Source organism: Streptococcus sp. 27098_8_69 (genome assembly GCF_041432445.1).
Classification (GTDB): domain Bacteria; phylum Bacillota; class Bacilli; order Lactobacillales; family Streptococcaceae; genus Streptococcus.
The window spans coordinates 60603-83701 of sequence record NZ_JAPVZO010000006.1; the positions used below are offsets into that span (position 1 = coordinate 60603).

Annotated in this window: 26 protein-coding genes; 24 read left to right on the forward strand and 2 right to left on the reverse strand. The window is 40.6% G+C overall.

Features of this window, described 5'->3' with window-relative positions:
* The first annotated feature begins 117 nt into the window (after positions 1 to 117).
* The 12 genes from O3658_RS03435 to pflA all read left to right on the forward strand — a co-directional run bounded on the left by O3658_RS03435 (position 118) and on the right by pflA (position 11460).
* Positions 118 to 894, forward strand: coding sequence for a TatD family hydrolase (locus tag O3658_RS03435; RefSeq protein ID WP_371559321.1), 777 nt, complete (start codon positions 118 to 120; stop codon positions 892 to 894).
* Complete coding sequence (gene rnmV / locus O3658_RS03440; protein ID WP_371559322.1) at positions 891 to 1454, forward strand: ribonuclease M5; 564 nt, start codon at positions 891 to 893, stop codon at positions 1452 to 1454. The genes O3658_RS03435 and rnmV overlap by 4 nt, the downstream gene beginning before the upstream one ends.
* A gap of 132 nt (positions 1455 to 1586) precedes the next feature.
* Positions 1587 to 3014 (forward strand): SseB family protein, encoded by a 1428-nt coding sequence (locus O3658_RS03445; RefSeq protein ID WP_371559323.1) that lies wholly within the window; start codon positions 1587 to 1589, stop codon positions 3012 to 3014.
* A 31-nt stretch (positions 3015 to 3045) separates the two neighbouring features.
* Complete coding sequence (rsmA, locus tag O3658_RS03450; RefSeq protein ID WP_371559325.1) at positions 3046 to 3918, forward strand: 16S rRNA (adenine(1518)-N(6)/adenine(1519)-N(6))-dimethyltransferase RsmA; 873 nt, start codon at positions 3046 to 3048, stop codon at positions 3916 to 3918.
* A 1-nt stretch (position 3919) separates the two neighbouring features.
* Positions 3920 to 4798 (forward strand): ribosome small subunit-dependent GTPase A, encoded by an 879-nt coding sequence (gene rsgA, locus O3658_RS03455; protein ID WP_371559326.1) that lies wholly within the window; start codon positions 3920 to 3922, stop codon positions 4796 to 4798.
* A 10-nt stretch (positions 4799 to 4808) separates the two neighbouring features.
* On the forward strand, positions 4809 to 5465 hold the full coding sequence (gene rpe / locus O3658_RS03460; protein ID WP_371559327.1) for a ribulose-phosphate 3-epimerase: 657 nt from the start codon (positions 4809 to 4811) through the stop codon (positions 5463 to 5465).
* A complete protein-coding gene (locus O3658_RS03465; protein WP_371559329.1) occupies positions 5428 to 6090 on the forward strand; it encodes a thiamine diphosphokinase in 663 nt (220 codons plus the stop codon). Before rpe ends, O3658_RS03465 begins: the two co-directional genes overlap by 38 nt.
* A gap of 1 nt (position 6091) precedes the next feature.
* Positions 6092 to 7348, forward strand: coding sequence for a DNA recombination protein RmuC (gene rmuC, locus O3658_RS03470; RefSeq protein WP_371559330.1), 1257 nt, complete (start codon positions 6092 to 6094; stop codon positions 7346 to 7348).
* Positions 7338 to 8279, forward strand: a complete 942-nt coding sequence (locus tag O3658_RS03475; RefSeq protein ID WP_000703215.1) for a 3'-5' exoribonuclease YhaM family protein — start codon at positions 7338 to 7340, stop codon at positions 8277 to 8279. Before rmuC ends, O3658_RS03475 begins: the two co-directional genes overlap by 11 nt.
* Positions 8280 to 8381: 102 nt before the next feature.
* On the forward strand, positions 8382 to 9206 hold the full coding sequence (gene purR, locus O3658_RS03480) for a pur operon repressor (protein WP_049528290.1): 825 nt from the start codon (positions 8382 to 8384) through the stop codon (positions 9204 to 9206).
* A gap of 72 nt (positions 9207 to 9278) precedes the next feature.
* On the forward strand, positions 9279 to 10532 hold the full coding sequence (locus O3658_RS03485; RefSeq protein WP_371559332.1) for a diaminopimelate decarboxylase: 1254 nt from the start codon (positions 9279 to 9281) through the stop codon (positions 10530 to 10532).
* 133 nt (positions 10533 to 10665) lie between these two features.
* Positions 10666 to 11460 carry a pyruvate formate-lyase-activating protein gene (pflA, locus tag O3658_RS03490; RefSeq protein WP_371559333.1) on the forward strand — a complete coding sequence of 265 codons (795 nt, stop codon included), beginning with the start codon at positions 10666 to 10668 and terminating at the stop codon, positions 11458 to 11460.
* A gap of 83 nt (positions 11461 to 11543) precedes the next feature.
* Here the strand turns inward: pflA and yidC are convergent, their stop codons facing one another.
* Positions 11544 to 12470 carry a membrane protein insertase YidC gene (gene yidC / locus O3658_RS03495; RefSeq protein ID WP_371559335.1) on the reverse strand — a complete coding sequence of 309 codons (927 nt, stop codon included), beginning with the start codon at positions 12468 to 12470 and terminating at the stop codon, positions 11544 to 11546.
* 77 nt (positions 12471 to 12547) lie between these two features.
* Complete coding sequence (locus tag O3658_RS03500; protein WP_001174501.1) at positions 12548 to 12826, reverse strand: acylphosphatase; 279 nt, start codon at positions 12824 to 12826, stop codon at positions 12548 to 12550.
* 33 nt (positions 12827 to 12859) lie between these two features.
* On the opposite strand from O3658_RS03500, the gene O3658_RS03505 reads away from it, so the two are divergent.
* The 12 genes from O3658_RS03505 (at position 12860) to O3658_RS03560 (ending at position 23014) form a co-directional block, all read left to right on the forward strand.
* Complete coding sequence (locus O3658_RS03505) at positions 12860 to 13600, forward strand: TrmH family RNA methyltransferase (RefSeq protein WP_371559337.1); 741 nt, start codon at positions 12860 to 12862, stop codon at positions 13598 to 13600.
* Positions 13601 to 13653: 53 nt separating this feature from the next.
* The gene (locus tag O3658_RS03510; protein WP_371559339.1) at positions 13654 to 14337 is read left to right on the forward strand and encodes a Bax inhibitor-1 family protein; all 684 of its coding nucleotides are present in this window, start codon (positions 13654 to 13656) and stop codon (positions 14335 to 14337) included.
* 96 nt (positions 14338 to 14433) lie between these two features.
* Positions 14434 to 15426, forward strand: a complete 993-nt coding sequence (asnA, locus tag O3658_RS03515; RefSeq protein WP_371559341.1) for an aspartate--ammonia ligase — start codon at positions 14434 to 14436, stop codon at positions 15424 to 15426.
* A 60-nt stretch (positions 15427 to 15486) separates the two neighbouring features.
* The gene (rsmD, locus tag O3658_RS03520) at positions 15487 to 16026 is read left to right on the forward strand and encodes a 16S rRNA (guanine(966)-N(2))-methyltransferase RsmD (protein ID WP_371559343.1); all 540 of its coding nucleotides are present in this window, start codon (positions 15487 to 15489) and stop codon (positions 16024 to 16026) included.
* Positions 16016 to 16504 carry a pantetheine-phosphate adenylyltransferase gene (gene coaD / locus O3658_RS03525; RefSeq protein WP_371559345.1) on the forward strand — a complete coding sequence of 163 codons (489 nt, stop codon included), beginning with the start codon at positions 16016 to 16018 and terminating at the stop codon, positions 16502 to 16504. Before rsmD ends, coaD begins: the two co-directional genes overlap by 11 nt.
* On the forward strand, positions 16488 to 17525 hold the full coding sequence (locus O3658_RS03530) for a SepM family pheromone-processing serine protease (RefSeq protein WP_371559347.1): 1038 nt from the start codon (positions 16488 to 16490) through the stop codon (positions 17523 to 17525). Before coaD ends, O3658_RS03530 begins: the two co-directional genes overlap by 17 nt.
* A 56-nt stretch (positions 17526 to 17581) precedes the next feature.
* Positions 17582 to 17812, forward strand: coding sequence for a DUF1146 family protein (locus tag O3658_RS03535; RefSeq protein WP_371559349.1), 231 nt, complete (start codon positions 17582 to 17584; stop codon positions 17810 to 17812).
* Between the two features lie 65 nt (positions 17813 to 17877).
* Positions 17878 to 18951: an acyltransferase family protein gene (locus O3658_RS03540; RefSeq protein WP_371559351.1), complete on the forward strand. Its 1074-nt coding sequence runs from the start codon at positions 17878 to 17880 to the stop codon at positions 18949 to 18951.
* A complete protein-coding gene (gene murA / locus O3658_RS03545; RefSeq protein WP_371559353.1) occupies positions 18936 to 20222 on the forward strand; it encodes a UDP-N-acetylglucosamine 1-carboxyvinyltransferase in 1287 nt (428 codons plus the stop codon). Before O3658_RS03540 ends, murA begins: the two co-directional genes overlap by 16 nt.
* The gene (locus tag O3658_RS03550) at positions 20209 to 20403 is read left to right on the forward strand and encodes a DNA-directed RNA polymerase subunit beta (RefSeq protein ID WP_080980079.1); all 195 of its coding nucleotides are present in this window, start codon (positions 20209 to 20211) and stop codon (positions 20401 to 20403) included. Before murA ends, O3658_RS03550 begins: the two co-directional genes overlap by 14 nt.
* A 197-nt stretch (positions 20404 to 20600) precedes the next feature.
* Positions 20601 to 21434, forward strand: coding sequence for a DNA/RNA non-specific endonuclease (locus O3658_RS03555; protein WP_371559355.1), 834 nt, complete (start codon positions 20601 to 20603; stop codon positions 21432 to 21434).
* Between the two features lie 248 nt (positions 21435 to 21682).
* Positions 21683 to 23014, forward strand: a complete 1332-nt coding sequence (locus O3658_RS03560; RefSeq protein ID WP_371559356.1) for a hemolysin family protein — start codon at positions 21683 to 21685, stop codon at positions 23012 to 23014.
* Positions 23015 to 23099: the final 85 nt, after the last annotated feature.

Consider the following 23099-nt stretch of genomic DNA (forward strand, 5'->3'; position numbering starts at 1 on the left):
TATACTGCTATGAAAATAAGCAGTCAAGAAAAAATGAATGATTTCAAAATATTTTTTTCCTATAAGGATGAGACTAGTTTTTTGGTATAATAGAAGGTAGAAAATGAGGAAATATAAATGATTTTTGATACACATACCCACTTGAATGTGGAAGAATTTTCAGGAAGAGAAGCAGAAGAAATAGCCTTAGCAGCTGAAATGGGTGTAACTCGGATGAATATTGTTGGTTTTGACAAACCGACTATTGAGCGTGCTTTAGAATTGGTGGACAAGTATGACCAACTCTATGCGACAATTGGATGGCATCCAACAGAGGCAGGGACCTATACAGAGGATGTTGAGAAGTATTTACTTGAAAAGCTAAAATATCCCAAAGTGGTCGCTTTGGGTGAGATTGGTTTGGACTATCACTGGATGACAGCCCCTAAAGAAGTTCAAGAGAAGGTTTTCCGTCGTCAGATTCAGCTATCAAAGGAATTGGACTTGCCTTTTGTGGTTCATACCCGTGATGCGCTTGAAGATACTTATGAGATTATCAAGAGTGAGGGAGTTGGTCCACGTGGCGGCATCATGCATTCCTTCTCAGGTTCTTTGGATTGGGCTGAGAAGTTTGTGGAGCTTGGTATGACAATTTCCTTTTCTGGAGTGGTGACCTTTAAAAAAGCGACAGACATTCAAGAGGCGGCCAAAGAATTGCCTTTGGATAAGATTTTGGTAGAGACTGATGCCCCTTACTTGGCACCCGTTCCCAAACGTGGTCGCGAAAACAAGACTGCTTACACGCGCTATGTAGTAGACTTTATTGCAGACTTACGTGGTCTGACGACAGAAGAATTAGCTACTGCGACAAGTGCAAATGCAGAACGAATTTTTGGACTGGAAAGTAAATTATGAAAAAGAAAATTTCCCAAGTCATCGTAGTCGAAGGGCGTGATGATACGGCCAATCTCAAACGTTATTTTGATGTGGAGACCTATGAGACTCGTGGCTCCGCTATCAATGAGCAGGACCTTGAACGAATCCAACGTCTACATGAACGTCATGGGGTGATTGTCTTTACAGATCCTGACTTTAATGGGGAAAGAATCCGTCGGATGATTATGACAGCTATTCCGACAGTTCAACACGCCTTTCTCAAACGAGATGAAGCAGTGCCAAAATCTAAGTCCAAGGGACGTTCTCTGGGAATTGAACACGCTAGCTACGAAGACTTGAAGATAGCCTTGGCGCAAGTGACAGAGCAATTTGAAGTAGAGAGTGACTTTGATATTAGCCGTAGTGACTTGATTCGGTTAGGGTTTCTAGCTGGAGCAGACAGCCGAAAACGCAGAGAATATCTAGGAGAAAGCCTTCGTATTGGTTATTCCAATGGGAAACAACTGCTCAAGCGTTTGGAATTATTTGGCATCAGTTTAGCTGAAGTTGAAGATGCCATGAAATCGTATGAGAATTGAGAAACCGTCCCAAAATGTAGGGGGAATATGATACAATAGAAGTAAGCATATACGGTTTAATCAGGCTTGATAGCAAGCATTAGAAAAGTGCTCCACGGGATTAGCATTGTGTGGAGACAATGAGGAAAAGTTATGGGAATCTTTGATTTTTTAAAAAAGACGGAAACTGCAGAGGCAGCTGAAATCACTGAAGCACAGAAAGAAACAGAAGAATCTAAAAACAATGCATGTATTGGTGTTCTAGATTTGTTCCCGATGAAGGAAACGAATCAATTATTGATTGTTGGAAGTCTAGAAGGTAGTCTCAAGGTTGGAGATCAGTTGCAGTTTTGCAATCCCGACCAAGGAATGGAAATTCTTGGCTCTGTAGAAGTTAAAAAACTTAGCAGTCAAAACAAAGATGCAGATAGTCTAACTGATGAAGTTCTTGCCCATCTAGTGGTTGATAGGATTCCTTCTTTGGATAAACTGAAAAAAGGAAGTGTGCTCTTTAGTTCAGGTATTGATAAAGAGCAAAAATTATCTAGCTATTCAGATGCTCTTTATCGTGCTTTTGTAGCCATCCAAGAGGGTCAGTTAACAAATGAAGACTATTTGGCAGCTAGCCTTGATGATAGCGTAGAGATTTTACGCCTCTTTTTATGGAAATGCCGTCAAAATCAGGAAACTGAAAGTGAAGAAAGCTATCAAGCTAACACCCGCAAGTTGGAGCGTCTAGCAGAAATTGTCAAGGATAAGTTGTTAGCAGCAGATTCTGTTTATGCAGTTTATTCAGAAAAAACAGGCGAACCCTATCTTTTCTCAACGACCTATGACAGGGGAGAAGAGGGGTATCTCTGTACGGATCCCATGATCATGCTTTTGACGCAATCTTGGTATCGCCAATTCAAGGAAACCATTGATAGTCGACCAAACTCTGTCGTAAAACTGATTGAAAATACGGAAGATAAAAAAGGGATTGAGAATTTCCTTGGAACAGCCTTTTACTTAAATGGTGCCTTGGGAGCAATCTTTAATTCCAAGGAAGTCAGCATCAGTGCTTCAGCCTTAGTCCAAAAACCAGATTTTTCTGATTTACCAGAAATACAAGTTCCTGTAATGAATCCTGACCTGGTAAGATGGATGCTCCTGATGGGACAGATGGATCAACCGACTACAGAAGAGCAAGAACTAGTTTATGGGCTTTACTGCAAGTTCTTCTCTATGGCTATGCCTAAAGCAAAATTCTTGCTTCCATTAGATGCAGCATCAGGATTCCCAGAGGATAATTCAGAAGGGAATTCCTTTGTTTTGGAAAAAGACGCTAACTTTAATATTCCCGTTAGAGAGGGAAAAGATGGACGAAATTCCGTTCCAGTATTTACTGATTGGAAACGTCTGAGAATGGTCTTTGATGAAAAGTGGAATGGCATGATTGAAGAAGCAGGAGGCATGATTGAAGTTTTTGACTATGCCATTAATCCAACGGAATACTATGAAGCGGGTGCCTATGTTAGTCTAACAGCTTTTAAAGAGATGCAAGAGCTCAGTGAGGAACTAGAAGGCAGAGCTAAAGATTAGAGAGTTTTTTAATAATTAGAAAAGAGAATAAATGAGAATTGCAGATTATAGCGTGACCAAGGCTGTGCTGGAGCGTCACGGCTTTACTTTTAAAAAGTCCTTCGGACAAAATTTCTTGACCGATACCAATATCCTTCAAAAAATTGTTGATACGGCTGAAATTGATGACCAGGTCAATGTCATCGAAATCGGGCCAGGGATTGGTGCCTTGACGGAGTTTTTGGCTGAGCGTGCAGCTGAAGTCATGGCTTTTGAGATTGACCACCGCTTGGTACCAATCCTAGAGGATACCCTGCGTGATTTTGACAATGTGACCGTAGTCAACGAAGACATACTAAAAGTTGACTTGGCGCAGCACATCCAGAAATTTAAAAATCCTGATTTGCCAATCAAGGTAGTAGCCAACTTGCCTTACTATATCACGACACCTATTCTCATGCACTTAATTGAAAGTGGCATTCCTTTTAGTGAATTTGTGGTCATGATGCAAAGAGAGGTGGCGGATCGTATCTCTGCTCAACCAAATACCAAGGCTTACGGTAGCTTGTCGATTGCCGTTCAGTATTACATGACAGCTAAGGTTGCCTTTATTGTGCCTCGTACGGTTTTTGTGCCAGCGCCAAATGTGGATTCTACTATCTTGAAAATGGTCCGTCGCCCAGAACCGGCAGTAGCAGTAACAGATGAGAACTTCTTCTTTAAGGTTTCCAAGGCTAGTTTCACCCATCGTCGCAAGACCTTGTGGAACAACTTGACAGGTTACTTTGGCAAGACTGAAGAAGTCAAGGATAAATTGACTAAGGCTTTGGACCAGGCCGGACTATCCCCAAGTGTACGCGGTGAAGCTCTTGGCTTAGAAGAATTTGCCAGTCTAGCAGATGCGCTTAAAGGACAAGGACTCTAGGATGCAGGGACAAATCATTAAAGCTTTGGCCGGCTTCTACTATGTGGAAAGTGATGGTCAGGTTTATCAAACACGGGCGCGTGGGAATTTCCGTAAAAAAGGTCACACGCCCTACGTTGGAGATTGGGTAGATTTTTCTGCCGAGGAAAATTCCGAAGGTTATATTCTCAAGATTCACGAACGAAAAAATAGTCTGGTTCGTCCACCGATTGTCAATATTGACCAAGCTGTGGTGATCATGTCGGTCAAAGAGCCTGACTTTAATAGCAACTTATTGGATCGGTTCTTGGTTCTTTTGGAGCACAAGGGCATTCATCCTATCGTCTATATTTCCAAAATGGACTTACTAGAGGATAGGAGAGAACTGGATTTCTACGAGAAAACCTATGGTGCTATTGGTTACGATTTTGTGACGAGTAAAGAAGAACTCTTGCCCTTGTTGACAGACAAAGTGACGGTCTTCATGGGGCAAACGGGTGTTGGAAAGTCAACTTTACTCAATAAAATCGCACCTGATCTCAATCTAGAAACGGGAGAAATTTCAGACAGTCTGGGTCGTGGTCGCCATACTACTCGAGCTGTTAGTTTTTACAATCTCAATGGTGGTAAAATCGCAGACACCCCAGGATTTTCATCTCTGGATTATGAAGCAACAACAGCAGAAGACCTGAATCAGGCTTTTCCAGAGATTGCTAGTGTCAGTCGTGATTGTAAGTTCCGCACTTGTACCCATACTCATGAGCCGTCGTGTGCGGTCAAACCAGCAGTAGACGAGGGCATCATTGCGAACTTCCGTTTTGACAACTATTTGCAATTCCTCAGTGAGATTGAAAATCGTAGAGAAACCTATAAAAAAGTCAGCAAAAAAATTCCAAAATAAGGAGAAGCCTATGTCTCAATACAAGATTGCTCCGTCAATTCTGGCAGCAGATTATGCCAACTTTGAACGTGAAATTAAACGCCTAGAAGCAACTGGGGCAGAATACGCCCATATCGATATCATGGATGGTCACTTTGTACCTCAGATCAGCTTTGGTGCAGGTGTAGTCGAAAGTCTTCGTCCTCATAGCAAGATGGTTTTTGACTGCCACTTGATGGTAGCTAATCCCGAACATCATTTAGAAGACTTTGCGCGTGCAGGAGCAGATATCATCAGCATCCATGTTGAAGCAACTCCTCATATCCACGGTGCTCTTCAAAAGATTCGTTCTCTCGGTGTTAAACCTTCGGTTGTCATTAATCCTGGTACTCCTGTTGAAGCCATTAAGCATGTCCTTCACTTAGTTGACCAAGTCTTGGTGATGACGGTTAACCCTGGATTTGGCGGGCAAGCTTTTCTGCCTGAAACCATGGATAAGATTCGTGAGTTGGTGGCCCTTCGAGAGGAAAAAGGCTTGAACTTTGAAATCGAAGTCGATGGTGGGATTGATGATCAAACCATTGCTCTAGCCAAAGAAGCTGGCGCTACAGTTTTTGTAGCAGGGTCTTATGTCTTTAAGGGAGATGTCAATGAACGAGTACAAGCTCTCCGAAATCAACTGGACTAAAGTTGCTGTTTTTGCAGGTGGAGACCGCGGTCACTATCGGACGGATTTTGATTGCTTTGTCGGTGTGGATCGAGGCTCGCTTTGGGTACTGGAGGAAAAACTTCCTCTTGCTTTAGCCGTTGGGGATTTTGATTCTGTGACTGCAGAAGAACGTCAGTTGATTCAAAAACGTGCCCAGCATTTTATTCAAGCCCAGCCAGAAAAAGATGATACCGATTTGGAACTAGCACTTTTAACGATTTTTGAAAAAATCCCTCAAGCTCAGGTAACCATTTTTGGTGCCCTAGGTGGTCGCATTGACCATATGTTGGCTAATGTCTTTCTGCCTAGCAATCCTAAATTGGCGCCCTATATGCGTCAGATAGAGATTGAGGATGGGCAAAATTTGATTCGTTACTGTCCAGAAGGAACCAGTCAACTTGAACCACGTTCAGACTACGATTACCTTGCTTTTATGCCTGTGAGGGATAGTCGTTTGACAATACTCGGTGCCAAGTATGAACTGACAGAGGAGAATTTTTTCTTTAAGAAAGTTTACGCTTCTAACGAATATATAGATAGGGAAGTTTCGGTGACTTGCCCAGATGGTTATGTGGTTGTCTTGCATAGCAAAGACAGGAGGTAGGATGGAAAGTTTACTTATTGTACTATTACTTGCTAATCTAGCCGGCCTCTTTCTCATTTGGCAAAGGCAGGACAAGCAGGAGAAATATCTGACCAAGAGTTTAGAAGACCAGGCAGATCATCTTTCAGATCAGCTTGATTATCGTTTTGAACAAGCTCGACAAGCAAGCCAGCTGGACCAAAAAAATCTAGAAGTGGCTGTTAGCGACCGTTTGCAGGAGGTGCGAATCGAATTGCACCAAGGTTTGACTCAGGTTCGACAAGAGATGAATGAAAACCTTCTCCAAACTAGAGATAAGACCGACCAACGACTCCAAGCCTTGCAGGAGTCAAACGAGCAACGTTTGGAACAGATGCGCCAAACGGTCGAGGAAAAGCTAGAAAAGACCTTGCAGGCACGCTTGCAGGCCTCCTTCGAAACGGTTTCTAAACAACTGGAATCTGTCAATCGAGGTCTGGGTGAAATGCAAACTGTTGCGCGAGATGTCGGTGCGCTAAATAAAGTTCTTTCTGGGACTAAAACGCGAGGAATTCTAGGTGAATTACAACTGGGACAGATTATTGAAGATATCATGACACCTGCCCAGTATGAACGAGAATTTGCAACGGTTGAAAACTCTAGTGAACGTGTGGAATACGCCATCAAGTTACCTGGGCAAGGTGACCAGGAATATGTTTATCTACCGATTGATTCTAAGTTTCCCCTGGCGGATTATTACCGTCTGGAAGAAGCCTATGAAGCAGGTGATAGGGATGAAATCGAACGCTGCCGTAAGTCTCTCTTAGCAAGCGTCAAGCGTTTTGCCAAGGATATCAAGAGTAAGTACCTGGCGCCACCTCGGACAACTAATTTTGGAGTCTTGTTTGTTCCGACAGAAGGTCTCTATTCGGAAATCGTTCGCAATCCGATTTTCTTTGATGATTTGAGACGGGAGGAACAGATTATTGTTGCAGGTCCAAGTACCTTGTCGGCTCTTCTTAACTCCTTATCAGTTGGCTTCAAGACTCTCAATATCCAAAAGAGTGCAGACCATATCAGTAAAACCCTAGCTAGTGTCAAAACAGAATTTGGCAAGTTTGGAGGTATTCTGGTCAAGGCACAAAAACATCTCCAACATGCCTCTGGCAATATTGATGATTTATTAAACCGTCGTACTACAGCTATCGAGCGAACGCTTCGTCACATTGAGTTATCAGAAGGTGAGCCTGCGCTTGATTTGCTCCAATTCCAAGAAGATGAGGAAGAATATGAAGATTAGTCACATGAAGAAAGATGAGCTTTTTGAAGGCTTTTACCTGATCAAGTCAGCTGACTTGAGACAGACACGTGCTGGGAAAAACTACCTAGCCTTCACCTTCCAAGATGATAGTGGAGAAATCGAAGGGAAGCTCTGGGATGCTCAACCCCACAATGTTGAAACCTTTACAGCAGGGAAAGTAGTCCATATGCAAGGTCGTCGTGAAGTGTACAACAATACGCCTCAGGTTAATCAAATTACCCTTCGCTTACCACAACCTGGCGAACCAAATGACCCAGCGGACTTCAAGGTTAAATCTCCAGTAGATGCCAAAGAGATTCGTGAATATATGGCGCAGATGATTTTTAAAATTGAAAATCCAATTTGGCAGCGAATTGTTCGGAATCTCTACACCAAGTATGACAAGGAATTCTACTCCTATCCAGCTGCTAAGACCAACCATCATGCCTTTGAAACAGGGCTTGCTTATCATACAGCCACTATGGTTCGTTTGGCAGAAGCAATTGCAGATATTTATCCTCAGCTCAATAAGAGCTTGCTCTACGCGGGGATTATGTTGCACGACCTGGCCAAGGTTATTGAGTTGACAGGTCCTGACCAGACAGAGTACACAGTAAGAGGAAACCTTATCGGTCATATCGCTCTGATTGATAGTGAGATTACCAAAGCAGTAATGGAGCTTGGCATTGATGACACCAGAGAAGAAGTTGTACTTCTTCGCCATGTCATTCTCAGTCACCATGGCCTCCTTGAGTATGGTAGTCCTGTTCGTCCTCGTGTGATGGAAGCAGAAATTATTCATATGATTGATAATTTGGATGCCAGCATGATGATGATGACAACAGCTCTGGCCCTTGTTGATGAGGGAGAAATGACCAACAAAGTCTTTGCTATGGACAATCGTTCCTTCTACAAGCCGAAATTAGACTAGAAACTAAAAAAATGAACTTTATTTAGGCAATAAAGTTCGTTTTTTTGCTTTAGTGTGATATAATGAGAAAAAGACTAAATAAAAAAGAATGGTAAAAATATAATGAAATTAAGAAGAAGTGATCGGATGGTTGTCATTTCCAATTACTTGATTAACAATCCATACAAATTAACCAGTCTCAATACCTTTGCGGAAAAGTATGAATCTGCCAAATCGTCTATTTCTGAAGACATCGTCATCATTAAACGTGCTTTCGAAGAAATTGAAATCGGTCATATTCAAACGGTGACAGGTGCTGGTGGTGGTGTTATTTTTACACCATCGATCTCTACCCTTGAGTCTAAAACGATTATCGAAGAGCTTCGTGATAAACTATCAGAAAGCGACCGTATCCTTCCAGGTGGCTACATTTATTTATCTGACCTATTGAGTACTCCAGCTATTTTGAAAAACATCGGTCGCATTATTGCTAAGAGCTTTATGGATCAGAAGATTGATGCCGTTATGACTGTTGCGACCAAAGGGGTTCCGCTTGCAAATGCAGTGGCAAATGTTCTCAATGTTCCATTTGTCATTGTCCGTCGCGACTTGAAAATCACTGAAGGTTCAACTGTTAGTGTCAACTACGTTTCAGGTTCTAGTGACCGTATCGAAAAGATGTTCCTTTCAAAACGTAGCCTTAAAGCAGGAAGTCGTGTCTTGATCGTCGATGACTTCTTGAAGGGTGGAGGAACCATTAACGGGATGATTAGCCTCTTGTCTGAATTTGATTCAGAGTTGGCTGGTGTAGCTGTCTTTGCTGATAATGCACAGGAAGACCGTGAACAACAGTTCGACTATAAGTCACTCTTGAGAGTCACAAATATTGATGTGAAGAACCAACAAATTGCTGTTGAAGTTGGAAATATCTTCGATACAGAAAAATAAGAATTGACTTGAAATACAAAGGTTGGAACTTTCGTCCCAGCCTTTCTTTGATAATGAATATGAAGGAGTCCTATGAAAACACCATTTATTAAACGTGATGCCTTAGAAAAGATTGTTGAGGAGTTTCCAACCCCATTCCATCTTTACGATGAAAAAGGGATTCGTGAGAAAGCACGCGCAGTAAACAAAGCCTTTTCTTGGAATAAGGGCTTTAAAGAATACTTCGCAGTTAAAGCAACTCCAACTCCAGCTATCTTGAAGATTTTGCAAGAAGAAGGATGTGGAGTGGATTGTTCTAGTTATGTAGAACTCTTAATGAGTCATAAGCTTGGGTTTACAGGGGCGGATATGATGTTCTCATCTAATAACACCCCAGATAGAGAATATGCCTATGCTCGTGAATTAGGTGCGACGATTAATTTAGATGCCTTTGAAGATATCGAGCATTTGGAACGTGCAGCAGGCATCCCAGAAATCATCTCTTGCCGTTACAATCCTGGTGGCGTATTTGAACTGGGTACGGACATTATGGATAATCCTGGTGAAGCTAAGTTCGGGATGACTAAGGAACAGCTTTTTGAAGCCTTTGCAATCTTGAAAGAAAAGGGAGCTAAAACCTTTGGGATTCATTCCTTCCTAGCTTCCAATACAGTGACCCATCTCTACTATCCAGAATTAGCACGTCAGCTTTTTGAATTGGCAGTAGAAATCAAGGAAAAGTTAGATATTTCACTGGACTTTATCAATCTTTCTGGTGGTATCGGGGTCAACTATCGCCCAGATCAAGAGCCTAATGACATCGCTTTGATTGGTGAGGGAGTTCGTCAGGTTTATGAAGAGGTTTTGACACCAGCAGGCCTTGGTCAGGTTAAGATCTTTACAGAACTAGGACGTTTTATGTTGGCACCTCATGGCATTCTCGTTACAAAAGTTACTCATAAAAAGAAAACCTATCGTACTTATCTAGGAGTAGATGCGTCAGCTGTTAACCTTATGAGACCAGCTATGTATGGTGCTTATCACCACATCACCAATATGATGCATCCTGATGGTCAGACTGAAGTAGTTGATGTTGTTGGCTCCCTTTGTGAAAACAACGATAAGTTTGCAGTTAATCGTGAATTACCTCAAACAGAAATTGGTGATTTGTTAGTTATTCATGATACAGGTGCGCATGGCTTCTCTATGGGATACCAGTACAATGCCAAACTTCGTTCGGCAGAAATTCTCTATACAGAGGACGGTGGAGCACGCTTGATCCGCCGAGCAGAGCGACCAGAGGATTATTTTGCGACTCTCTATGGGTTTGATTTTGACAAGGATTAATAAATATTTTGAAAATCATGAAAGTTGAAAGTGAAAAACAGATTGTTTTCTAAAAAATAGGCAAAATCTGTGGTTTTTCTTTTCAGTCATGGTATAATAAAGACTATAAAACGTTTTCAAGGAAGGTAACGATATGTCTGAGGAAATAATTGACTATGGACAAGTGACAGGAATGGTGCATTCGACAGAGAGTTTTGGGGCGGTAGATGGCCCTGGAATTCGTTTTATTGTCTTTTTGCAAGGCTGTCAGATGCGTTGCCAATACTGCCATAACCCTGATACTTGGGCTATGGAAACCAATAAATCTCGTGTACGAACAGTAGATGATGTTCTAGAAGAAGCGCTTCGTTATCGTGGTTTCTGGGGAGACAAGGGAGGTATCACAGTCAGCGGAGGAGAAGCCCTCTTGCAGATTGATTTCTTGATTGCCCTCTTTACCAAGGCAAAAGAAAAGGGTATCCACTGTACCTTGGATACTTGTGCCCTTCCATTCCGTAACAAACCACGCTATCTAGAAAAGTTCAACAAGTTAATGGCCGTGACAGACTTGGTACTCCTTGATATCAAGGAGATTAACGAAGCACAACACAAGATTGTAACCAGTCAAACCAATAAAAACATTCTGGCTTGTGCCCAGTACTTGTCAGAAATCGGTAAACCTGTTTGGATTCGTCACGTTCTTGTACCTGGATTGACAGACCGCGATGAAGATTTGATTGAGCTTGGTAAGTTTGTAAAAACTCTCAAAAATGTTGATAAGTTTGAAATCTTGCCTTATCACACTATGGGTGAGTTCAAATGGCGTGAACTTGGGATTCCGTATTCGCTTGAAGGAGTTAAACCTCCAACAGCAGACCGCGTGAAAAATGCTAAAAAACTCATGGATACAGAAAGCTATCAAGATTACATGAAACGTGTACATGGATAAAATGAAAGAAGAGGTCGGGATTTTTTCTCGGCCTCTTTTTGACTATAGAAAAGGCTCAGCATTTAAGCTAAGCCTTTTATTTTTTATCTAGAATGTTGTTTACCAGCATTGCGCTTTTTGTTTTTCTTCTTATTAGAAGTTGTGATAGCTGTTGCTGGTTCAGGGGTTACATCTTTACGAGTGCTTGAAGTTTTGCTTGCTTTTGGTGGGTTCTTAGCAAATTCTTCGCGTACTTTTTTACGAAGTTTTGGACGAACGATGTAGTTGATGATAAATTGTTGAAGGATCATCATGAAACCACCGACAACCCAGTAAAGTGTAACACTGGCTGGTGAGAAGACAGAGAACACGACAATCATGAGAGGGCTCATATAGAGCATCTTCTTGATTTGTTCTCTTTGAGTTTCATCCTCAACTCCATGTAAAGAAAGGAGTGATTGAAGATAGTAAAGGATACCAGCAAAGGCAACCAAAATCATACTTGGTGAGCCTAGAGGAATTCCTAGGTAGCTTGCTTGGGCAACTCCTTCAGTATGTTGGGCAGCAAAGTAGATAGCAGAGAAGAAAGGCATTTGAATGAGGATAGGGAAACATCCAACGCCGCCAAACATGCTGATGCCGTGCTCTTTTTGAGCAGCAAAGAGAGCTTGTTGAGCTTCTAATTTTTCTTCTTGTGTCGTTGCTTCTTTCAGGCGAGTCTGATGTGGTTCAAGAACATGCTTGAGAGCATTCATCTTCTCAGAGTGAAGGGTCGCCTTCCATGATTGGTAGATACCAAGTGGGAGGATAAGCAAGCGGACGATAATGGTTACGATGATAATCCCAACACCGAAGCCGAGACCTTGGTCATTAGCGAAGTATTTGATAGCTTCTCCCATCGGAGCACCCAAGAAATCCCAAACAGGTCCAGTTGGGAGTCCTGTTGATTTATCAACCTGGACACAACCTGTCAAGACTAATAGCATAGCCACTCCCATGACTGAGAGAGCGATTCGTTTAATTGATTTCACTGTTTTTATTCCTTCTTTAAAAATTATACCTTTCTATTCTACTGTTTTTTTGGAAAATATACAATAGTTCTAGAGACCTAATTTGCGACTTTGAAGTCTGAATAAGATGGAAAGTTACTCAATTGAACATCAAGATAGGTTACTTTAGAGAATGGGGTAGGGCCTTTTCGGATCTCTTGGATAAATTTAGCCATGATGGCTGAAGACTCTGCTTGGGCAAGAATTTCAACGGTTCCGTCATCGTTATTCCAGACACGCCCCGTAATGCCACCTAGTTCTAGAGCTAGGGTATAGACACCCCAGCGGAAGCCCACTCCTTGGACGCGACCTTGGGCGATCATTTTAACCTTTTGCATACCAAACCTCCTTGATTGTGTTATAATATTTCTATGACTATTATAACCTCTAAAGCCAATTCTGTGGTAAAAAATGCCAAGAAATTACATCAAAAAAAATATCGGAAAACCTCTTATCTTATTGAGGGATGGCATCTTTTTGAAGAAGCTATTCAGGCAGGTGCAAAGATTGAGAAAATTTTTGCTCTCGCAGAGTATGGTGAAAAATTAGTAGACTATCCTCAGACTGTCCTTGTGACAGAAGAAATCTTGCTCGATTTAGCAGATTCTCAAACGCCTCAGGGCATTGTTGCCATTGTTCAAAAGGAGGATGAGCAGTTACCAGATTTGAGCCAAGGAAAGTATCTCTTTTTAGAAGACGTGCAGGATCCTGGAAATGTGGGGACCATGATTCGGACGGCAGATGCAGCAGGTTTTTCTGGAGTCATCGTTTCCAGCAAGTCAGCAGATATCTATAGTCTCAAAACTCTTCGTTCCATGCAGGGTAGCCATTTCCATCTACCAATTTATCGCATGCCTGTTGAAACATTCCTTGAAGAGGCGAAAAAGAGTCATTTGCCGATTCTAGCCACTACCTTATACCAAAACTCAAAAGATTATCGTGAACTTGCTCGACTAGAGGATTTCGTCTTGGTTATGGGGAATGAAGGTCAAGGCATTAGTCCATTCATGACAGACCAGGCAGATCAATTGGTCCACATCAGCATGAAAGGGCAGGCAGAAAGCCTCAATGTCGCTATTGCTGCAGGCATACTCATGTTTTATTTGAGTTAAATGATTTAATTTTTGTTATAATCAGTAAAAAGATTTCATAAGGAGAAAAAGATATGAATCAAACAATTATTCAAGAACGTTCAGGTTTGAATCAATTTTATGCAAAAGTTTATGCTTTTGTAGGGATTGGGATCGCCTTATCTGCACTTGTTTCAGCCTTGATGTTAACAACCTTTCAAGACCTTCTTGTTCAGTTGATGTTTAACGCCCGCATATGGCTAATCGTAACAGGAGTGGTTGAAGTTGCTCTTGTAATTGCAGCAAGCAATATGGCTTATAAAAATAGCCCAGCAGCTCTTCCGATGTTTCTCATCTATTCAGTAGTGAACGGTTTTTCACTGAGTTTCATCGTATCACTCTATCTACCAGGAACGGTTCTAACGGCTTTCATTTCTAGCGCTGCCCTTTTCTTTGTCATGGCAATTGTCGGAGTTGTGATTAAAAAGGACTTGAGTGGTATCGGGCGTGCTTTGATTGCAGCCCTGGTAGGTCTTATCTTGGCTATGATTGTCAATGTATTTTTAAACAGTGGCCTCTTCGACTACATTATCAGTATTGTCATGGTTCTTGTATTTGCAGGTTTGATTGCTTGGGATAACCAAAAGATTCGCTATGTTTATGAAGAATCAAATGGTCAAGTCGCTACAGGTTGGGCAATTTCATTGGCACTTAGCCTCTACCTTGACTTTATCAACCTTTTTCTTAGCTTCTTGCGTATCTTTGGAAGTGACGATTAATATTTTTAGAGCTCAAATGAGCTCTTTTTTTAATTTTTACTTTTATTTTTACTAGCAAAAGGGTATAATCATCTTATTATTTAAAAGGAGAGATGTATGAAGAAAAGTTTTATTCATCAACAGGAAGAAATTTCCTTTGTAAAAAATACCTTTACCCAGTATTTGAAAGATAAATTAGAAGTTGTGGAAGTGCAGGGGCCAATCTTGAGTAAGGTTGGGGACGGGATGCAGGATAACCTTTCAGGGATTGAACATCCAGTTTCTGTTAATGTTTTGCAAATTCCAGATGAATCTTATGAGGTGGTACATTCGCTTGCTAAGTGGAAACGCCATACCTTGGCTCGTTTTGGTTTTGGTGAAGGAGAAGGTCTCTTCGTTCACATGAAGGCTCTTCGCCCAGACGAAGATTCACTAGATGCGACTCACTCAGTCTATGTAGACCAGTGGGACTGGGAAAAAGTTATTCCAAACGGACAGCGCAATCTTGCCTATCTTAAAGAAACGGTAGAAAAGATTTATAAGGCTATTCGTTTGACAGAGTTAGCAGTAGAAGCACGCTACGATATTGAGTCAATTTTGCCTAAGCAAATTACCTTTATCCATACAGAAGAGTTGGTGGAACGCTATCCAGACTTGACACCTAAAGAACGTGAAAATGCTATTTGTAAGGAATTCGGTGCGGTCTTCCTAATTGGTATCGGTGGAGAATTGTCAGATGGAAAACCTCATGACGGACGTGCACCGGACTATGATGACTGGACAACCGAATCTGAAAATGGCTATCATGGCTTGAATGGGGACATCCTTGTTTGGAATGATAATTTGGGTGCAGCCTTTGAATTGTCTTCAATGGGCATTCGTGTCGATGAAGATACCCTCCGTCGCCAAGTAGCTATCACAGGAGACGAAGACCGTCTAACTTTAGAATGGCATAAAGCTCTCCTAAATGGACTCTTCCCATTGACAATCGGTGGAGGAATTGGCCAATCTCGTATGGCTATGTTCCTGCTTCGTAAGAAGCACATCGGTGAAGTCCAAACCAGTGTTTGGCCGCAAGAAGTGAGAGATATTTACGAAAATATTCTTTAATCAATCGAGCCGTAAGGTTCGATTTTCTTTTTTTGATAAGAATTTGGTATAATATACGGTATGAAAATCGTATCAGGAATCTACGGAGGGCGTCCATTAAAGACGCTAGACGGGAAAACAACTAGACCGACATCAGATAAGGTTAGGGGCGCTATTTTTAATATGATTGGTCCCTACTTTGAAGGTGGACGTGTGTTAGATCTTTATGCTGGTAGTGGCGGTTTATCCATCGAGGCTGTCTCAAGGGGAATGTCCAGTGCAGTACTGGTTGAGAAAGATCGCAGGGCCCAGAGTATTGTCTCAGAAAATATTCGGATGACTAAGGAAACCTCTAAATTTCAATTGTTGAAAATGGAGTCCAGTCGTGCTTTGGAGCAGGTGGACGGTGTCTTTGATCTTATTTTCTTGGACCCTCCCTATGCAAAAGAACAAATCGTGTCAGATATTGAAAAAATGGCAGAGAGAGATCTTTTTTCAGAAGATGTCATGGTGGTATGTGAGACAGATAAATCAGTAGAACTTCCAGAAGAAATCGCCTGTTTGGGTATCTGGAAGGAAAAAATATATGGGATTAGTAAGGTGACGGTTTATGTCAGATAAGATTGGGCTATTTACAGGTTCCTTTGATCCGATGACCAATGGACATTTGGATCTCATTGAGCGTGCAAGTAAGCTCTTTGATCAATTGTATGTAGGGATTTTTTATAATCCTCATAAAACAGGATTTTTGGCGATAGAGAGCCGAAAGAAAACTGTTGAAAAAGCACTAGCACATCTCAAAAATGTCCAAGTCATAGCTTCTCACGATGAATTAGTCGTTGATGTTGCTAGAAAATTAGGCGCAGAGGTCTTGGTGCGTGGCTTGCGTAATGCAACAGATCTTCAGTATGAAGCCAGTTTTGATTTTTACAACCATCAACTAGCGGGAGAAATGGAGACAATCTATCTCCACAGTCGGCCGGAGCATGTTCACATCAGCTCTTCAGCTGTGAGAGAACTATTGAAGTTTGGTCAAGATATCAGTGGATATGTACCAAATGCTGTCCTAGAGGAGTTAAACAATGAAGAAAAAAACTAGATGGCCCCTATATCTCATTATTGGGCTCATTATTACTTTTATCGCTTTTACGGTGCCCCTGCCTTATTATATCGAGGTGCCAGGAACTTCTGAAGATATTCGAAAGGTTTTACAAGTTAATAACCAACCTGACCAAGAGGAAGGTTCCTACCAATTTGTGACGGTTGGAGTTAAGCACGCTAGACTGGTTGACTTGTTTTATGCCTGGCTAACACCTTTCACGGATATACATAGTGCCAAAGAGATGACGGGTGGTTCGTCAGATGCGGAATTTATGCGCATCAACCAATTTTACATGGAAACTTCGCAGAACATGGCCAAATACCAAGGCTTGAAGGCTGCTGGAAAAGAGATAGAACTCAACTACCTTGGGGTCTATGTTTTAACTGTGACTGATAATTCGACCTTTAAAGGGATTCTCAATATTGCTGATACAGTAACAGCTGTTAATGACAAGACTTTTGAGAGTTCTAAGGATTTAGTTGAGTATGTCAATTCTCAAACTCTGGGAGATAAGGTAAAGGTCACCTATGAGGAGGATGGAAAAGTCAAGACTGCCGAAGGAAAAATCATTACTCTGGAAAATGGGAAGAATGGTATCGGAATAGGTTTGATTGACCGCACAGAAGTATCTAGTGATGTACCAATTAAGTTTTCAACTGCTGGCATTGGTGGTCCTAGTGCTGGGATGATGTTTAGTTTATCCATCTACACGCAAATTGCAGACCCTACTCTTCGAAATGGACGGATTATTGCGGGTACCGGAAGCATCGATAGAGATGGTAACGTAGGTGACATTGGCGGAATTGATAAAAAAGTGGTTGCCGCAGCTAAAAAGGGAGCTACTGTATTCTTTGCTCCTAACAATCCAGTAACTGAAGAAGCTAAAAAGGCCAATCCAAATGCCAAGAGTAATTATGACACAGCTCTAGAAGCAGCTCAAATGATTAAAACAGACATGAAAATCGTTCCAGTCAAAACGCTTCAAGATGCGATTGACTATTTAAAAAACAATCCCTAAACAGTAGGCGAATCCCTAAACTAGCGTAGAAAAAAAGAAGATGGTATAATAGGCAAATGATTCAATTGTTTTTTACCCTTAGTAGTCATATGTTTTTTGTCTACCTAGTCTTTCAGCTCTTGAAAGATTTGGTCAGATGGGATCAAATTTTGAAGGTGACAAAGGATAATGCGAAGAAGGTTCGACTCTTGGTAGTATTGTGTAGTATCGGTTTAGGATATCTGATTAGTTCCTTTTTCCTAAATCTCTATCAACTCTGGCAAGAAGCAGTACGAGGCTTATTATAATTTCTATGTTTTATAATAAGCAGATATTTCGGGAGTTAACAAAAATATTGGGAGAATTAAATATAATGGATATTGTAATTTTATTGTTAATAACGCTATTAATTTATTTGTTGCCCCAAAATAAGGAATATCTAAGTGTTGAATCTACATCAGGGCTTAGAGGTTTCCTTGCTTTAGGGATCATATTTCATCATTTATCACCATTGGTTAAAACTGGTGAAGAATTTTCTAATTTTTCATATATGGGGACCTATATTGTTTCTATATTTTTCTTTTTATCTGCTTACGGGTTGTATGTTCAAAATGAAAGTAAGGAAAATTACCTAGATAATTTTTTAGAAAAAAGACTTTCTAAAATTATGGTTCCATTTTTTATTATCTCTTTGATTTATATGTTTGCCAGATTCGTAAACGGTCAATTAATGGATTTAAATTTTTTTATTAATTTATTTAAAAAAGGAAGTACAATTATATATAATGGTTGGTTCGTTGATATTATAATTTTAATGTATGTGTTCTTTTACATATCGTTTAAGTTTTTTCAAAATAAGCTCTTATCTATTGTTCTCAATACAATATTTATAATCTGTTATATCTGTTTGGCTATAAAATTAGGCTATAGTTTCTGGTGGTATAATAGTGTTTTGCCCTTCATTATTGGTCTAATATGGGCTAAAAATCAAAATAAAATTGATAGATTTTTAGATAGGTATTACTTTATAGCAATTATTTTAGTAACTGTGTTACTCTTTTTCTCACATAAATACAATATTTTGTTGAAGTATGTACATTTAGAAGATAGCTATAGTTATGCACTGGCCGCTAATTTAGATAATATTATTTTTACAATCTATTTTATTATACTTTTTTTGAAAAAAATAAATTTTTCAAATGTCTATTTAACTTTAATAGGTCGTATATCATTTGAATTATATATGATACATGGATTAGTAATCTCTATTCTAGAAAAAATATTTGTGTCATCCAGAGTAAATGATGTGTTATTTACATTTTTTGTATTGATGATAAGTCTGATTTTGGCTTGGATTATTAACAAATTAGTTAATAGATTTACTCAAAAAGTAAGTCTATTTATAAAATCAACATTAAAGGAAAATACTCTATGGAAAAAATTGTAGTTCAAGGTGGCGATAATCGTTTGGTTGGAAGTGTTACCATCGAGGGCGCAAAAAATGCAGTTTTGCCACTGCTTGCAGCAACTATTTTAGCAAGTGAAGGAAAAACAGTCTTAAAAAATGTTCCTATTTTATCGGATGTTTTTACCATGAATCAGGTGGTTCGTGGATTAAATGCGAAAGTAGACTTTGATCAAGAAGCACATATTGTTGAAGTTGATGCAACCGGTGACATCACAGAAGAAGCACCTTATAAGTACGTCAGCAAGATGCGTGCTTCTATTGTGGTATTGGGGCCAATCTTGGCTCGTGTAGGACACGCAAAGGTTTCTATGCCAGGTGGTTGTACTATCGGTAGTCGCCCTATCGACCTTCACCTAAAGGGACTCGAAGCGATGGGGGCTGAGATTACTCAGACGGCAGGCTATATCGAAGCTAAGGCAGAACGCTTGCACGGAGCTCACATTTACATGGACTTCCCAAGTGTAGGTGCTACTCAAAACTTGATGATGGCGGCAACTCTTGCTAACGGCGTTACAGTCATTGAAAATGCTGCGCGTGAACCTGAGATTGTCGACCTGGCTGTTCTCCTAAATAAAATGGGTGCCAAGGTTAAGGGGGCAGGAACAGAAACTGTGACGATTACTGGTGTTGAGCAACTACACGGTGCGACTCACAATGTTGTACAAGACCGTATTGAAGCAGGTACCTTCATGGTAGCAGCTGCTATGACTGGTGGAGATGTCTTGATTCAAGATGCTATCTGGGAACACAATCGTCCCTTGATTGCTAAATTATTGGAAATGGGTGTTGAAGTCATCGATGAGGACGAAGGAATTCGTATTCGTTCTCAACGTGAAAAATTAAAGGCTGTTCACGTTAAGACACTTCCACATCCAGGATTTCCGACAGACATGCAAGCGCAGTTCACTGCTCTGATGACCGTTGCTCAAGGTGAGTCAACCATGGTAGAGACTGTATTTGAGAATCGTTTTCAACATTTAGAGGAAATGCGTCGTATGGGCTTGCACTCTGAAATCATCCGTGATACAGCCCGTATCGTCGGAGGACAGCCTCTCCAAGGGGCAGAAGTTCTATCGACAGACTTACGTGCCAGTGCAGCCTTGATTTTGACAGGCTTGGTAGCTGAAGGTGAAACAGTTGTAGGAAAGCTTGTCCATTTAGATAGAGGTTACTACCGTTTTCATGAAAAATTAGCCCAGTTAGGAGCTAAGATTGAACGGATAAGTGTGGAAGCTGATGAAGATGAATAAACAATCCAAATATGTCTTACGTCGCTTTATCCTAGTAATTGTAGTATTACTACTAGGATTCTTAGCTCTTGCTATTGGTTTGATGATTGGCTATGGTATTCTAGGAAAAGGTCAAGATCCTTGGGCTATTTTAGCGCCAGCAAAATGGCAAGAACTCATCGCAAAATTTACAGGAAAATAGGCTGGGAGACCAGTCTTTTTCTAGGAAGTGAATGTAATACTCAATGAAAATCAAAGAGCAAACTAGGAAGCTAGCCGCAGACTGCTCAAAACACAGTTTTGAGGTTGTGGATAGAACTGACGAAGTCAGTAACACATATACGGCAAGGTGAAGCTGACGTGGTTTGAAGAGATTTTCGAAGAGTACAAGGAGAAAATATGAATAAAAAAACAAGGCAGGCCCTAATTGGCCTCTTGCTCTTTTTGCTCTTGTCAGCAGGAAGCTACTATATTAAACAAATGCAGTCTTCCAATACTGCACCACAAACACAAGTAAAACAAAAATCACAGTCGTCTGATACTCCAAGTCAAGAACTGGCTGAAAGTGTCCTAACAGATTCGGTTAAAAAACAAATCAAGGGCACTCTAGAGTGGAATGGCGCAGGAGCCTTTATCGTCAATAACAATAAAACCAATCTGGATGCTAAGGTTTCAAGCAAACCCTATGCAGATAACAAGACAAAAACGGTAGGAGGAGAGACAGTTCCCACAGTAGCGAATGCGATCATGTCAAAAGCAACAAGGCAGTACAAGGACCGTGAAGAAACTGGCAATGGTTCAACATCTTGGACACCAGCGGGATGGCATCAGGTTAAGAACCTAAAAGGAAGTTATAATCACGCAGTTGATAGAGGACACTTGTTAGGCTATGCATTGATAGGTGGCTTAGATGGCTTTGATGCTTCTACCAGCAATCCTAAAAATATTGCCGTACAGACAGCTTGGGCCAACCAAGCGCGTGCAGAAGATTCCACAGGCCAAAACTACTATGAAAGTCTGGTTCGAAAAGCCCTAGATCAAAACAAACGAGTGCGTTACCGTGTGACGTTGCTCTATGCGTCTGAGGAAGACTTGGTGCCGTCTGCATCTCAGATTGAAGCTAAGTCCTCTGATGGTGAATTGGAGTTTAATGTCGTAATTCCAAATGTCCAAAAGGGAATTCAGTTAGATTACCGAACAGGTGAGGTCACAGTCACAAAAAAAACTAATTGATCAAGAGGTTGAGAGGAAATCCCAACCTCGTTTTTTATTAGTCATGAACTATTGACAGGATTGGTTGTTTTTTGCTCTTCTGATTTTAAAGAGCTTTTTTGAAAATTTACAAGGCTTGAACTAGGGCGTCGGGACTTGGATTGCAGCTCTCTATTCAGCGACCCTTTATCCTAGAAATTGAAAATTAATGTGTAGAAATTGGAAAATATGGTATAATAGTTTCAATTATACTTTTTAGGAGAAGGAAAATGGAAGACCCGAGCAGTCAGGATTTGTTACTGCAATTTGTTTTATTAGTTGTTTTGACCTTTTTAAATGCCTTTTTCTCTGCAACAGAAATGGCCATGGTTTCACTTAGTCGTTCACGTGTTGAGCAAAAAGCTGAGGAGGGGGATAAACGCTATATCCGTTTACTAAAGGTACTTGAAAACCCGAATCACTTTTTATCAACCATTCAAGTTGGTATCACCTTAATCACGATCTTGTCAGGGGCTAAACTAGCAGATTCACTAGGAGAGTTGATCGCCTCTTGGATGGGAAATAGCGAGACTGCCTATGCGGTAGCTAGCTTCTTATCATTAGCTTTCTTGACCTATATTTCTATTGTTTTTGGTGAGCTTTATCCTAAGCGAATTGCTCTAAATCTTAAGGATGCCTTGGCTATCAGAACAGTACCGTTTATTATTGCTCTTGGTAAGATTGTGAGTCCCTTCGTTTGGATGCTCTCAGCATCAACTAATCTCTTGAGTCAATTGACACCGATGACATTTGACGATGCAGATGAAAAAATGACTCGTGATGAGATTGAGTACATGTTGTCTAAGAGTGAAGAAACCTTGGATGCTGATGAAATTGAAATGTTACAAGGGATTTTCTCGCTAGATGAGCTCATGGCACGTGAAGTCATGGTTCCTCGAACGGATGCCTTCATGGTTGATATTCAAGATGATACTCAAACCATTATCGAAAGCATCTTAAAACAAAACTTTTCTCGTATTCCTGTTTATGATGGAGATAAGGACAATGTTATTGGATTGATTCATACTAAGAGTCTCCTTAAAGAAGCCTTTGCCAGCGGGTTTGACAATATTGTCTGGAAGCGAATCTTACAAGATCCACTCTTTGTACCTGAAACTATTTTCGTGGATGATTTATTAAAAGAGTTTAGAAATACTCAAAGACAGATGGCTATCCTACTAGATGAGTATGGGGGAATGGCTGGTTTGGTCACTCTTGAGGATTTACTTGAAGAGATTGTTGGTGAGATTGATGATGAAACTGACAGAGCTGAAGTCTATGTTCATACAATTGGAGAAGATACATATATCGTCCAAGGGACAATGAATTTAAATGACTTTAATGACTACTTTGATGTCGAACTTGAAAGTGACGATGTAGATACGATTGCAGGTTACTATTTGACTGGTGTGGGAACTATTCCAACATCAGAAAAACTTAGCTATGAGTTAGAAAGTAGCAATAAGCATATCACTCTAACCAATGATAAGGTCAAAAATGGACGTGTAACCAAGCTTAAGGTTCAAATCCAAGAACTCGAATCAGAAGAAGAAACAGAATAAAACAAAAGCTTTATCAGAGTAGAACTGATAAAGCTTTTCTAGTAGTAAAAAAGAAAAGACTCCTGTAGGAGCCTTTGATAATATA